The sequence below is a fragment of the Azoarcus sp. L1K30 genome (assembly GCF_018122735.1).
Classification (GTDB): Bacteria; Pseudomonadota; Gammaproteobacteria; order Burkholderiales; family Rhodocyclaceae; genus Parazoarcus.
Map to the genome: position 1 here is coordinate 2,178,033 of NZ_JAGRRD010000001.1, position 12,825 is coordinate 2,190,857.

Sequence of the window (12,825 nt, forward strand, 5' to 3'; positions counted from 1 at the left end):
GAAACCCTGTTTCCGGCATGCCCGCGCAACGGGCATGCCACAAGTCTCCCTCCCTCTCCTATCTTGGAGATTTGGCATCCGGCCCCTCCGCCGGGTGCCATTTTTTTGTCACGCCTTCCGGTGCGGTCCGGGCGGAAGCTGCGACCAAAAGGCACTGAATCGGGGGCCATTGCACACCTGGGCACGCGCCGGCACCGGGCTTCGCGATATACTTTCGCGTTTTCAACGCTTTGAGCGCACGCACCCGCCCATGCAGGACAAATACCAGCCAGCCGCCGTCGAAACCGCCGCCCAGCAGCACTGGGACGCCACCTCGGCCTTTCGTGTATCCGAGGACGCCAGCCGTCCAAAATACTATTGCCTGTCGATGTTCCCCTACCCGTCGGGCAAGCTGCACATGGGACACGTGCGCAACTACACCATCGGGGACGTGCTGGCACGCTTCCATCGCATGCGCGGCTACAACGTGCTGCAACCCATGGGCTGGGACGCTTTCGGTATGCCCGCCGAGAACGCGGCCATCCAGAACAACGTGCCGCCCGCGAAATGGACCTACGCCAACATTGATTACATGAAGACCCAGCTCAAGCGCCTGGGCTTCGCCATCGACTGGTCGCGCGAGATCGCCACCTGCACGCCCGAGTACTATCGCTGGGAGCAGTGGCTGTTCACTCGCCTGTATGAAAAGGGCCTGATCTACAAGCGCCTGGGCACGGTGAACTGGGACCCGGTCGACGACACCGTCCTCGCCAACGAGCAGGTCATCGACGGTCGCGGCTGGCGCTCGGGCGCGCTGGTCGAGAAGCGCGAGATCCCCATGTATTACATGAAGATCACCGCTTACGCCGACGAGCTGCTCGAAGCACTGGATGGCCTGTCGGGTTGGCCGGAACAGGTCAAGCTGATGCAGAAGAACTGGATCGGCCGCTCAGAAGGGGTCGAGGTGCATTTCCCCTACGACCTGTCGACCATTGGTCAGTCGGGTGTACTCAAGGTGTTCACCACCCGTGCCGACACCCTGATGGGCGCGACCTACGTCGCCGTCGCCGCCGAACACCCGCTTGCCACCCAGGCGGCGGCGGGCAACCCCGAACTCGCGGCATTCATCGAAGAATGCAAGCGCGGCGGCGTCGCCGAGGCCGACCTCGCGACGATGGAAAAAAAGGGCATGCCCACCGGCCTGCGCGTGGTGCACCCGATCAGCGGCGAATACCTGCCGGTGTGGGTCGCCAATTACGTGCTGATGGGCTACGGTGAAGGCGCCGTGATGGCAGTGCCTGCGCACGACGAGCGCGACTTTGCCTTTGCCACCCGCTACAGACTGCCGATCACAATGGTCGTGCGCTCCACCCGCGACGCCTACGAACAGACCGTTACGCCGTGGATCGACGCCTACGCCGAACCAGGTCGCCTGATCAATTCCGGCAAGTACGACGGCCTGCACTTCCAGGATGCGGTCGAAGCCATCGCCGCCGACCTCGAAGCCAAGGGCCTGGGCAGCAAGCGCGTACAGTATCGCCTGCGCGACTGGGGCATTTCGCGCCAGCGCTACTGGGGCTGCCCGATACCGATGATCCACTGCGACGACTGCGGCGACGTACCGGTGCCGGACGAACAGCTGCCGGTGGTCCTGCCTGAGAATGTCGAAGTGACGGGTCGCGGCTCGCCGCTGGCCAAGATGGCGTCGTTCTACGAATGCAGCTGTCCCAAGTGCGGCAAGCCGGCCAAGCGTGAAACCGACACCATGGACACCTTCGTCGAGTCGTCCTGGTACTTCCTGCGCTATGCCTGCGCCGACAACAACGGCGCGATGGTCGACGAGCGTGTCAATTATTGGGCCCCGGTGGACCAGTACATCGGCGGCATCGAGCACGCCATCCTGCACCTGCTGTACTCGCGCTTCTTTACCCGCGCCATGCGTGATTGCGGCCTGGTCGATGTTTCCGAGCCGTTCGCCAACCTGCTCACCCAGGGCATGGTGGTGGCCGAGACCTATTATCGCGAGCTCGACGGCGGCAAGAAGCAGTGGATCAACCCGGCCGACGTCACCGTCGAACGCGACGAGCGCGGCCGCATCGTGGCGGCAAAGCTCAGCAGCGACGGTCTCCCGGTCGTGATCGGTGGCATCGAGAAGATGGCCAAGTCGAAGAACAATGGCGTCGATCCGCAAGCCCTGGTGGACCAGTACGGTGCCGATACTGCGCGCCTGTTCACCATGTTCGCCGCACCGCCCGATCAGCAGCTGGAGTGGTCCGATTCTGGCGTCGAGGGCGCATCGCGCTTCCTGCGCCGGGTGTGGAACCTCGGCCATGTCTTCGCCAGCGAAATGCGTGCAGCGCTGCCGTCGGCGCGTCAGCTCGCGGCAGGCAAGCTGCCGGCAGCCCTGGCGGACGTGCGGCGCGAGATTCATACCCACCTGAAACAGGCCAACTACGATTTCGGCAAGCACCAGTTCAATACCGTGGTGTCTGCGGCAATGAAGATTCTCAACGCGCTCGAAAAGGCACCGCGTGACAACCTTGCCGCCCACGCCGAACTGACCGAAGAAGGCCTGTCCATCCTGTTGCGCCTGCTGTCGCCAATCACCCCGCACATTGCCCATGCCTTGTGGCAGGACTGCGGCTATGGTGACGACATTCTCGCTGCGCGCTGGCCCGAGCCGCTCGACGCGGCACTCAAGCAGGATGAGATCGAGCTGATGGTGCAGGTCAACGGCAAGCTTCGCGGCAGCATCAAGGTCGCGGCGGAAGCCGGTAAGGCCGAGATCGAGGCCCTTGGACTGGCCTCCGAAGCGGCGCAGAAATTCATGGAAGGGAAGCCGCCGAAGAAAGTGGTAGTGGTCCCCGGCCGCCTGATCAACATCGTGGTCTGAGGACGGATCCATGCCCCACCAACCACTCCGTCGGCGCCTGTTCGCAAGGACAGCAGCCCTTGCCGCCGCCATCACCCTTGGCGGCTGCGGCTTTCATCTTCGCGGTCCGCAGCCACTCGCCTTTACGACGATGCATGTCGGCGTCAGCGAGTTTTCCGACCTGGGTGCGGCGCTGCGGCGACAGATCGCCACGACCGGCAGTACCACTGTCACCGAAGACGCCGCCACCGCGCAGGCACGCCTGCAGATTCTTGCCAATGATCGGGGCCGCGAGATTCTCAGTCTGACCGGTGCAGGCAAGGTGCGTGAATACCAGCTCACCCAACGCATCCGCTTCCGTCTCGTCGACGCCGGCAACAACGAGCTGATTCCACCCACCGCGATCGCCGCGCAACGGGAGTACACGTTCAACGATGAGTTGGTGTTGGGCAAGGAGCAGGAGGAGGCCCTGCTCTACCGCGACATGCAGTCCGACCTGATTCAGCAGATCATGCGCCGTCTTGCGGCCTACCGTCGTCCCCAGTGAACCTGCGTCCCGACCAGCTTCCAGCCCAGCTCGACAAACCGCTCGCACCACTTTGGGTGCTGCATGGCAACGAACCGCTGCTGGTGCTGGAGGCCGCCGACGCGATTCGTGCCAGCGCCCGGCGACAAGGCTACGTCGAGCGCGAAACCCTGGTCGTCGGCCAGGGTTTTCGCTGGGAAAGTCTCACCATGGCTGCAGGCAACATGTCGCTTTTCGGCGGCGAAAAGCTCATCGACCTGCGCATCCCGACAGGAAAGCCCGGCCGCGAGGGTGGCGACGCACTGCAGCGCTATGTCGCCGCACACCCGGCCGGCGTGCTGACCATGATCACCCTGCCGGAACTCGACTGGGCAACGCGCAAGACCGCCTGGTTCAAGGCCCTTGCCGATCGCGCCATCCTGATCGAGCTCAATGCCCCCGAGCGCGAGCGCCTTCCGGCATGGCTTGCACAGCGCCTGGCCGTGCAGAAGCAGTCCGCCCCTGCCGACGCGCTGGCCTTCATCGCCGATCACGTCGAAGGCAACCTTCTGGCTGCACATCAGGAGATCCTCAAGCTCGGTCTGCTGCATACCGAGGGCGCATTGACCCTGGAGCAGGTTCAGGACGCGGTGCTCAACGTGGCCCGCTACGACATCGACAAGCTGCGTCAGGCAGTGCTCGATGGCGACCCCGCGCGCTGTGCCAGACTGCTCGAGGGCTTGCGCGGTGAGGGTGCCGCCCCGCCGCTGATCCTGTGGGCGCTGGCCAACGAGGCGCGCACGCTGGCCAGCCTGCGTGCCGGCCGCGATGCCGGCCAGCCGCTCGCGGCGCTGTTCAAGGGCGAACGCATATTCGACAACCGCCGCCAGCAGGCGCTCGGCCGCGCGCTCGATCGACTGACTCAGCCCGGCCTGCGCGCGGCACTGATGCACGCGGCACGGATCGACCGCATGATCAAGGGGCTGGCGCAAGGTAACGTCTGGGATGAGTTCCTGCAATTGACACTGCGACTCGCTCGCCGATAGATTGCCTGCCATGCGTGCACACGCGGTGCACTCGACGCCCATTCAGTGTTTTAATCCTTGTTTGCTCTAGCGCTCCGGAATCTCAGATGGACATCCAGAATTACATGCAAACGCTTGGACACCAGGCGCGCGCGGCCTCCCGGCTGCTCGCAGCCGCCTCGTCCGAAGCGAAGAACAATGCACTGCTTGCGATGGCGGCAGAGATCCGCAGTCGTGCCGGCGAACTGCTCGCGGCCAATGCCCGCGACCTGGAGGCGGCGCGTGCGGCAGGGCTCGAGCCTGCCATGGTCGATCGCCTGACACTGAGCGAGACGGGTGTGGAGGCCATTGCCGTCGGACTCGAACAGGTCGCCGCGCTGCCCGACCCGGTCGGCGAAATCACCGACGTAAAGCGCCGCCCCTCCGGCATCCAGGTGGGCAAGATGCGTGTTCCGCTGGGCGTCATCGGCATCATCTATGAGGCACGCCCCAACGTCACCGCCGACGCCGCCGCCCTGTGCCTGAAATCTGGCAACGCAGCCATCCTGCGCGGTGGCAGCGAAGCACTGCATTGCAACCGGACCATTGCCGAGTGCGTGCGCACCGGCCTTGCTGCCGCCGGGCTGCCCGAACATGCCGTGCAAGTCGTCGACACCACCGACCGTGCCGCCGTCGGCACCTTGATCACCATGCCGGAATACGTTGACGTCATCGTGCCGCGTGGCGGCAAGGGACTGATCGAACGCATCTCGCGCGAATCCCGTGTGCCGGTCATCAAGCACCTCGACGGCAACTGCCACGTCTATGTGGACGACGAGGCCGATCCCGCCCGCATCGTTCCCATTGTCGAGAACTCGAAGACGCAACGTTACGGCACCTGCAACACCACCGAATCGCTGTTGGTGTCCCGCACCGTCGCCGATCTCTGTCTGCCCGCGATCGGGGCCATGCTGGCGGCCAAGGGCGTGGAAATGCGTGCTTGCCAGGAGTCACTGGCACTGCTCACCGAGGCAGGCATTGCCGCGGACAAGCTGGTGGCAGCCACTGAACAGGACTGGAGCGAAGAATACCTCGCGCCGATCATTTCGATCAGGATCGTATCCGGCCTCGACGAGGCCATCGAGCACATCAATACCTACAGCTCCGGGCATACGGAATCGATCGTGACCGAGAACTACACCAGTGCCATGCGCTTTCTGCGCGAGGTCGATTCGGCCTCGGTCATGGTCAACGCCTCGACGCGCTTTGCTGACGGATTCGAATACGGACTGGGTGCGGAAATCGGCATTTCGACCGACAAGCTCCATGCCCGCGGCCCGGTGGGCCTCGAAGGCCTGACCAGTCAGAAATGGATCGTGTTCGGCAACGGTGAGGTCCGGCGCTGAACCCAGCGCCGAACGCGGGCGGGCAGTGTAGATCTGAACAAGGAGAAAAACCCGTCCCGGCGAGGACGCTCCTTGTTGCGCCGCCCGAACCACCTGCATCGGATCACACGCATCATGCTCCACACATCTGCAGCTGAAGGCGATTTCGCCACCATTCTTGAACTGCCCTTCGGCACGTTCGGTATCTGCGTCGACGCCGAAACCGTGACCGAACTGCGGTTTCTGCCGCCGCAGACAGAGCCACGGCCAGCCACGACGGAATTCACCGCCGAAATTGCGGCGCGCATACAGACCTGGATCGCCGCGCCAAGCACGCCGCTGCAATTGCCGCTGGCAAGTCGCGGCTCGGCCTTCCAGCGCCGCGTCCGCGCCGCGCTGCAGGCCATCCCCCCCGGAGAAGTGCGGACTTACGGCGAGATTGCCCATCTGCTTGGCAGTGCGCCGCGCGCGGTCGGTCAGGCCTGCGGCGCGAATCCGTTTCCGCTCGTCGTACCCTGCCACCGCGTCGTCGCTGCCAATGGAATCGGTGGATTCGCCAATGCCCGGGACGGCTATCTGCTTGACGCCAAGCGCTGGCTCTTGAACAACGAAGCACAATGAGCCTCTCACCCGCACCGGCGCCCGATGCGCTTCGCGATGAGCTGGACGCCTTTGTCGATACACTGTGGCTGGAGCACGGCCTCGCCCGCAACACGCTGGCCGGCTACCGCAGTGATCTCGGCCTGTTCGGAAACTGGCTCGCCGAGCGCGGCAAATCGATCGATCGCGCAAGCGCGGCCGATCTCGCCGCTTACCTGGCAGCATTCAGTCAGCGCGCCAAGACAACGAGCCAACGCAGACTGCTTTCGGCGTGGCGGCGCTATTACCGTCTCCAATTGGCACACGGTCGCATCACCGAAGACCCCACGCTTCAGCTCGATCCGCCTTTGCCTGCGCAGCGTTTTCCGAAAACACTGTCCGAAGAGCAGGTGGAAGCGTTGCTGGCAGCACCGGACACCGACACCGCACTCGGCATGCGTGACCGTTGCATGCTGGAAGTGCTATATGCCTGCGGCCTGCGTGTTTCCGAACTCATCGAACTCAAGCTCTTTGCCGTCAGTCTGAATGAAGGCGTCGTTCGCATCATGGGGAAAGGCAGCAAGGAGAGACTCGTGCCGCTCGGCGAAATCGCTTCGGAATGGATTACGCGTTATATCGAGACCGCGCGTCTTGCATTGCTGGCCGGACGCCATTGCGATGCCGTTTTCGTCACCCGTCTCGGCAGTGCAATGACGCGGCAGATGTTCTGGCGAATCATCAAGCAATACGCAGTGCGCGTGGGTATTGCGGCACAACGCATCTCGCCGCATACCGTACGGCATGCGTTTGCCACCCATCTGCTCAATCACGGCGCCGATCTGCGCGTTGTTCAGATGTTGCTTGGCCATGCCGACATTTCGACTACACAGGTCTATACCCATGTCGCACGCGAGCGCCTCAGGCAACTCCATCAACGTCATCACCCCCGCAGTTGAAAGCCGCTACCCCCGATCGCGACCCGACATCACATTTCGATCCTGTACGAGAAAATGGAATCCGATTCATGAGCAAGATAGACAAGCACGCTCCCGAGACACCGGCAACCCGCTTCATGCGGCAGCACGGTATTGCCCATTCGAACCATCTGTACGAATACGAAGAACGCGGCGGCACCGAAGTATCCGCACGAGAATTGAATGTTGACGAACATTCCGTCATCAAGACCCTGATCATGGAAGACGAAAACGCCGAACCTCTTATCGTGCTGATGCACGGCGACCGCAAGGTATCGACAAAGGAGCTGGCCCGCCAGGCGGGGCGCAAGCGTATCGAACCGTGTAAACCCGAAGTCGCCAACCGACACACCGGCTTTCTGGTCGGCGGCACGTCACCGTTCGGCACCAAAAAGACCATGCCGGTTTTCATGGAAAAATCGATTCTCGATTTGCCGCTGATCTATATCAACGGTGGCCGTCGCGGCTACCTGGTAGGAATTCATCCCCACGATCTGATAAGGGTCTTGCACGCGACGCCGGTTCAGGTTGCGAACTGAAATACCTGGGTCATTGCTGCCCTGCCCTCACCATCGCGCAATTCAACCCGGCAATTGATAGAATAAGGATTCATTCCGATGGCGATTTGCTGTCAGAATACGGTTATCGAATCCGCTCGAATCCTTATTCACCCCACCCATCTTCTGAAGATGGAAATCTGCCGGAGATAAATCATGGAACTGGGTAACCTGTCGCTGACCGAACTGCGCCGTCTGCAATCGAAAGTGGAAACTGAAATCCGCCGTCGCAGCGACACCGCGCGACGCGACCTGATCAAGCGCATGCAGAAGATGGCGGCCGAGCAAGGCATGTCGCTGGACGACGTACTCGGCAGCGCGCCGGTCGAAAAAACCGCGTCGAAGCCGGGAAAATCGTCCAAGACGGCAAAGCCCAAGAAGACGTCAAAGGTCAGCGTCATCAAGTATCGCAACCCCGCAAATCCGGACCAGGGATGGAGCGGGCGCGGGCGCAAACCGCAATGGGTTCATGACTGGCTCGCCCAAGGCAAGCCAATCGAGGAACTTGCTGCCTGATTTTCCAGCAGTGCAAATGAAACCCGGCATTGCCGGGTTTTTTTGCATATAGACCCGGAAACTAGCCCATCCCGGGCGGTAGCGTGACGCCGTCCTTTCCTCGCTGAATGAAGACACCGACACGTCGCACGTCCTTCATCACGCCGATTTTCGCAATTCGGATCTTTACCCAGGGCGCACCGAATTCTTCGAACAACAGATTGACGACGAATTCGCCCAGTGTTTCGATCAGGTTGAAATGGCGCTCTGCCAGTTCGAGTCGAATGCGCTCGATTACTTCCGCATAGTTGATGGTATCGGCGATATCGTCCTGCTCCGCCGCGGCATCGGGCACCCCGAAGGTAAGGTGGAGCTCGACCGTTTGTGGTGCAATCTTCTCGCGTGCATAAATGCCGACCCACGCCTGAACACGCAACTCTTCGATGAAGATGAAATCCATGTCGTTTCCCGATTAGAATCGCCGCAATTCTAGCTGGATGGCCGGCTGCTGGCGCGCAATGTGTCGCGCAGAACACAAGACCCGCCGCATTCGCGGGTCACGGAGAAATAATGTCTGTCCTGATTTTGCTTGTCGTCGCCTACCTGCTCGGCTCGATCCCGTTTGCGCTGGTGTCCAGCCGTCTGTTTGGCTTGCAGGATCCGCGAACGTACGGCTCGGGCAACCCTGGCGCCACCAATGTGCTGCGTAGCGGCAACAAGGCTGCTGCAGCGCTCACGCTGATCGGCGACTGCGTCAAGGGCTGGATCGTGGTGTGGGTCGCGATGCGCTTGGGGTTTACTGTCGCCGAAGCCGCCCTGGCCGGATTTGCGGCCTTTCTCGGCCATGTATTCACCATCTTCCTCCGATTCAATGGCGGCAAGGGCGTCGCCACTGCACTAGGCGTACTGGCAGGCATCGACTGGCGGCTCGCCCTGGCCTCGCTGTGTGCCTGGTTCGTGGTCGCGCTCGTCAGCCGCTACTCCTCGGCCGCCTCGCTGGCGTCCGCCGCCCTGTCTCCGATCGTCGGCTATGTACTCTTCGGCGCGGACCCGGTCATCGCGGTGCTCCTTGCCATGAGCGCGGTCCTGATCTGGCGACACACAGGCAACATTCAACGTCTGCTGGCCGGCACCGAGGGCAAGCTTGGCGGCAAGAAGGGCTGATCGCCGCTCAACGCCCGATCATTCACCGCCGGGCGAGCACAACTCCGCGAGCGGCCATCGCGGCCGGATGCGAATACCCGGCACCGTCTGCGGCCGGGCGCCACCGGCAAGACGCAAGGCGCCGGCAAAGGCGATCATTGCCCCGTTGTCGGTACACAGCGAAGGCTCGGGGTAGTACACCCGCGCACCGCGGCGTCGGGTGGCGCTATTCAAGCCGCTTCTGAGTTGCGCGTTGGCCCCCACGCCCCCCGCCACGACGAGCGATTTGAGCCCGGTCTGCTTGAGCGCAGCAAGCGCCTTTGCCGTCAACACTTCGACCACCGCGAGCTGAAAATCCGCAGCGAGGTCGGCGGCCCGATCGGGTTGCCAGCCAGGACCCGACACCACATTCAGCACCGCTGTCTTCAGTCCGCTGAAGCTGAAGTCGAGATCGCCCGAATGCAGCATGGGCCGCGGCAACCTGAAGCGTCCCGTCACCCCCTTTTCAGCCAGCGCCGCGAGCTGTGGCCCGCCCGGATAGCCCAGACCAATCAATTTCGCGGTCTTGTCAAACGCCTCCCCGGCCGCATCGTCAAGCGACTCACCCAGCAGTTCATATTCACCCACGCCGGTCACTGCCATGAGCTGCGTATGGCCGCCCGACACCAGCAGCGCCACGAACGGAAAAGACGGCGGGTCTGCCGCCAGAAGCGGCGACAGCAGGTGCCCCTCCAGATGGTGAATGGGCAGAGCGGGAATGCCGGCGGCCATGGCCATGGCCTCTGCCACGCTGGCCCCGACAAGCAATGCACCGGCAAGCCCCGGACCGGCCGTGTAGGCAATGGCATCGATGGCCCCGATCGCCAGCCCGGCGTCGCGCAGCGCCTGACGCACCAGAAGTGGCAACCGCCGTATGTGATCGCGCGATGCCAGCTCGGGCACTACTCCGCCGTACACTGCATGCAGATCGATCTGTGAATGCAGGGTCTGCGACAGCAGGCCCGCCTCGGTGTCATACACCGCGACCCCCGTTTCGTCGCACGATGTCTCGATGCCCAGTACCTTCATGCCCTGCTTCCACAATGTTCAAGCACACCATTTTACCCGCCCGGCAGCACATATTCACACGGACAAGCTTGCCTTGGAGCAACATACCCGCTATATTCACGGTCTTTCTGCCCTCCAGACACTCAAGGAAGTAAGCAATGCCGGGTATCCGCGTCAAGGAAAACGAGCCGTTTGAAGTCGCCATTCGTCGCTTCAAGCGCACGATCGAGAAGACCGGTGTGCTGACTGAGCTGCGCTCGCGTGAGTTTTACGAAAAGCCCACTGCCGAGCGCAAGCGCAAGCTGGCCGCCGCGGTGAAGCGCAATCACAAGCGCCTTCGCAGCCAAACGCTGCCGCCGAAGCTTTACTGATCCCGCACCGGTTCACCCGGTCGCCTGCACGCCGGGCGAAGATCGTCAAGATCTTCGCCCGGCGTGATATTTTTTCTGTTCGATGATTCCTCAGTCTTTCGTTCAGGATCTGCTCGCCCGCGTCGACATCGTCGATGTCATCGAGCGCTATCTTCCGCTGAAGAAAAGCGGAGCGAATTACTTCGCCTGCTGCCCGTTTCACGGCGAGAAGTCGGCTTCGTTCTCGGTCAGCCCAAGTAAGCAGTTTTACCACTGCTTCGGCTGCGGCGTGCACGGCAGCGCCATCGGCTTCCTGATGGAATACAGCGGACTGGGCTTTGTCGACGCGGTCAAGGAACTCGCCAACCAGGCCGGACTCCAGGTTCCGGATGACGGCAAGCCCGGCACCGGCGCCCATGAGGATGCCACATCGAAACTGGCCGATGCCATGGCCGACTCCAGCCGCTTCTACCGCGAGCAGCTCAAGCATTCGAAGGAAGCCATCGACTACCTGAAGCGCCGCGGCCTTTCCGGCGAAATCGCGGCCCGTTTCGGCATCGGCTTCGCGCCGGAAGAATGGCAGTCGCTTCAGCGCGTGTTTCCGGACTACCAGAGCAAGCACCTCGCCGACGCCGGCCTCGTCATCGACAACGATCAGGGCAAGCGTTACGACCGCTTTCGCCACCGGATCATGTTTCCGATCCACGACCGGCGCGGACGGATCATCGGCTTCGGGGGCCGCGTACTCGACAGCGGTGAGCCCAAGTATCTGAACTCGCCGGAAACCCCCCTGTTCGAGAAGGGGCGCGAACTCTACGGACTCTTCCTCGCCCAGAAGGCCATTCGCGACGCCGGTTTCGCACTGGTCGTCGAAGGTTACATGGACGTCGTAGCCCTCGCGCAGTTCGGCGTCGACAACGCGGTAGCGACGCTCGGAACCGCCACCACGCCGCACCACATCAACACCCTGCTGCGTCACACGAGCCGCATCGTCTTTTGCTTCGACGGCGACGCTGCCGGCCGTCGCGCCGCCTGGCGCGCGCTGGAGAACGCGCTTGAAGCGCTGCGTGACGACACCACACTCGCCTTCCTGTTTCTGCCCGCCGAACACGACCCGGACTCATTCGTGCGCGAACATGGCGCCGATACCTTCCGCAAGGCGGCCGCTGCCGCCACGCCCCTGGCGAGCGTCCTGCTGCAGGAACTCAAGGAACGCTGCGAACTCGACACCGCCGAAGGCCGCGCGCGCCTGATCCATGAATCGCGCCCGCTGGTAACCCGCATTGGCGCCCCCATGCTGCGACTGCAAGTCATCAAGGCGCTGGCAGAGGCCAGCGAGATGACCCAGGCCGAGGTCGAACAGGCCTTCGGCATCAAGCCCGCGACAAGACCGAAGCAAGACGGTCCGATGCCAGACTTCAGGCGTAGCCCGCGACCAGCACAGCCAGCACGCCCGCAAGGGAGACGCAAGCCCCCGTCAGCCATTGGCACTCTGCTGCGCCTCATCCTGCAGCACCCGGCCTGGGCCGCGCGCCTGCCGATCGATCTCGTACCCGACGACAGCGCAGAAGGACGCGCGATGATCGCCATCATCGACCTCGTCAGCCTGGGAGAACCAATCCCCGCCGGCGGACTGGGTGCATTGATCGAACGCTTCCGCGACACCCCGCATGGCGAAACCCTTGCCAGGCTCGGCACGGAGCAGGACGAGAGTGAATTTGAAGACGCGGTGATCGAGACGCTCTTCGACGACACACTGCGCAAATTGCACGCCTACGCGATTGATCGTGAGATCGCCGCACTGCTGGAACACTCGAGAGACGGCTCGCTCTCGTCAGGCGAACGACATCGCCTGACAGAACTTCTGCTCGAAAAGCGGAACCTTGCCAGCGCGGGCAAACTCTCAGATCTATAGTACAATTCTCGGTTTACCCA

General features: G+C 62.7%; 13 protein-coding genes. 11 read left to right on the forward strand and 2 right to left on the reverse strand.

Features of this window, described 5'->3' with window-relative positions; translation table 11 throughout:
• Positions 1 to 250 precede the first annotated feature (250 nt).
• The 8 genes from leuS (at position 251) to J5J83_RS09930 (ending at position 8,371) form a co-directional block, all read left to right on the forward strand.
• On the forward strand, positions 251 to 2,872 hold the full coding sequence (gene leuS / locus J5J83_RS09895) for a leucine--tRNA ligase (protein ID WP_212348590.1): 2,622 nt from the start codon (positions 251 to 253) through the stop codon (positions 2,870 to 2,872).
• Between the two features lie 10 nt (positions 2,873 to 2,882).
• Positions 2,883 to 3,398, forward strand: coding sequence for an LPS assembly lipoprotein LptE (lptE, locus tag J5J83_RS09900; protein WP_212348593.1), 516 nt, complete (start codon positions 2,883 to 2,885; stop codon positions 3,396 to 3,398).
• On the forward strand, positions 3,395 to 4,402 hold the full coding sequence (gene holA / locus J5J83_RS09905; protein WP_212348596.1) for a DNA polymerase III subunit delta: 1,008 nt from the start codon (positions 3,395 to 3,397) through the stop codon (positions 4,400 to 4,402). The genes lptE and holA overlap by 4 nt, the downstream gene beginning before the upstream one ends.
• Before the next feature lie 86 nt (positions 4,403 to 4,488).
• Complete coding sequence (locus tag J5J83_RS09910) at positions 4,489 to 5,766, forward strand: glutamate-5-semialdehyde dehydrogenase (RefSeq protein ID WP_212348599.1); 1,278 nt, start codon at positions 4,489 to 4,491, stop codon at positions 5,764 to 5,766.
• A 114-nt stretch (positions 5,767 to 5,880) separates the two neighbouring features.
• On the forward strand, positions 5,881 to 6,366 hold the full coding sequence (locus J5J83_RS09915) for a methylated-DNA--[protein]-cysteine S-methyltransferase (protein ID WP_212348602.1): 486 nt from the start codon (positions 5,881 to 5,883) through the stop codon (positions 6,364 to 6,366).
• On the forward strand, positions 6,363 to 7,280 hold the full coding sequence (gene xerD, locus J5J83_RS09920; RefSeq protein WP_212348605.1) for a site-specific tyrosine recombinase XerD: 918 nt from the start codon (positions 6,363 to 6,365) through the stop codon (positions 7,278 to 7,280). Before J5J83_RS09915 ends, xerD begins: the two co-directional genes overlap by 4 nt.
• 68 nt (positions 7,281 to 7,348) lie before the next feature.
• A complete protein-coding gene (gene ybaK / locus J5J83_RS09925) occupies positions 7,349 to 7,837 on the forward strand; it encodes a Cys-tRNA(Pro) deacylase (RefSeq protein WP_212348608.1) in 489 nt (162 codons plus the stop codon).
• A gap of 174 nt (positions 7,838 to 8,011) precedes the next feature.
• A complete protein-coding gene (locus J5J83_RS09930) occupies positions 8,012 to 8,371 on the forward strand; it encodes an H-NS histone family protein (RefSeq protein WP_212348611.1) in 360 nt (119 codons plus the stop codon).
• 61 nt (positions 8,372 to 8,432) lie between these two features.
• Here J5J83_RS09930 and J5J83_RS09935 read toward each other — a convergent pair whose 3' ends face one another.
• Positions 8,433 to 8,810, reverse strand: a complete 378-nt coding sequence (locus J5J83_RS09935) for a dihydroneopterin aldolase (protein ID WP_212348614.1) — start codon at positions 8,808 to 8,810, stop codon at positions 8,433 to 8,435.
• A 110-nt stretch (positions 8,811 to 8,920) separates the two neighbouring features.
• Here J5J83_RS09935 and plsY point away from each other — a divergent pair, with 110 nt between their 5' ends.
• A complete protein-coding gene (gene plsY / locus J5J83_RS09940; protein WP_212348617.1) occupies positions 8,921 to 9,514 on the forward strand; it encodes a glycerol-3-phosphate 1-O-acyltransferase PlsY in 594 nt (197 codons plus the stop codon).
• An 18-nt stretch (positions 9,515 to 9,532) separates the two neighbouring features.
• Here plsY and tsaD read toward each other — a convergent pair whose 3' ends face one another.
• Positions 9,533 to 10,561 carry a tRNA (adenosine(37)-N6)-threonylcarbamoyltransferase complex transferase subunit TsaD gene (tsaD, locus tag J5J83_RS09945; RefSeq protein ID WP_212348620.1) on the reverse strand — a complete coding sequence of 343 codons (1,029 nt, stop codon included), beginning with the start codon at positions 10,559 to 10,561 and terminating at the stop codon, positions 9,533 to 9,535.
• Between the two features lie 137 nt (positions 10,562 to 10,698).
• Here tsaD and rpsU point away from each other — a divergent pair, with 137 nt between their 5' ends.
• Complete coding sequence (rpsU, locus tag J5J83_RS09950; RefSeq protein ID WP_002924646.1) at positions 10,699 to 10,911, forward strand: 30S ribosomal protein S21; 213 nt, start codon at positions 10,699 to 10,701, stop codon at positions 10,909 to 10,911.
• 82 nt (positions 10,912 to 10,993) lie between these two features.
• On the forward strand, positions 10,994 to 12,805 hold the full coding sequence (dnaG, locus tag J5J83_RS09955) for a DNA primase (protein ID WP_212348622.1): 1,812 nt from the start codon (positions 10,994 to 10,996) through the stop codon (positions 12,803 to 12,805).
• Positions 12,806 to 12,825 lie beyond the last annotated feature (20 nt).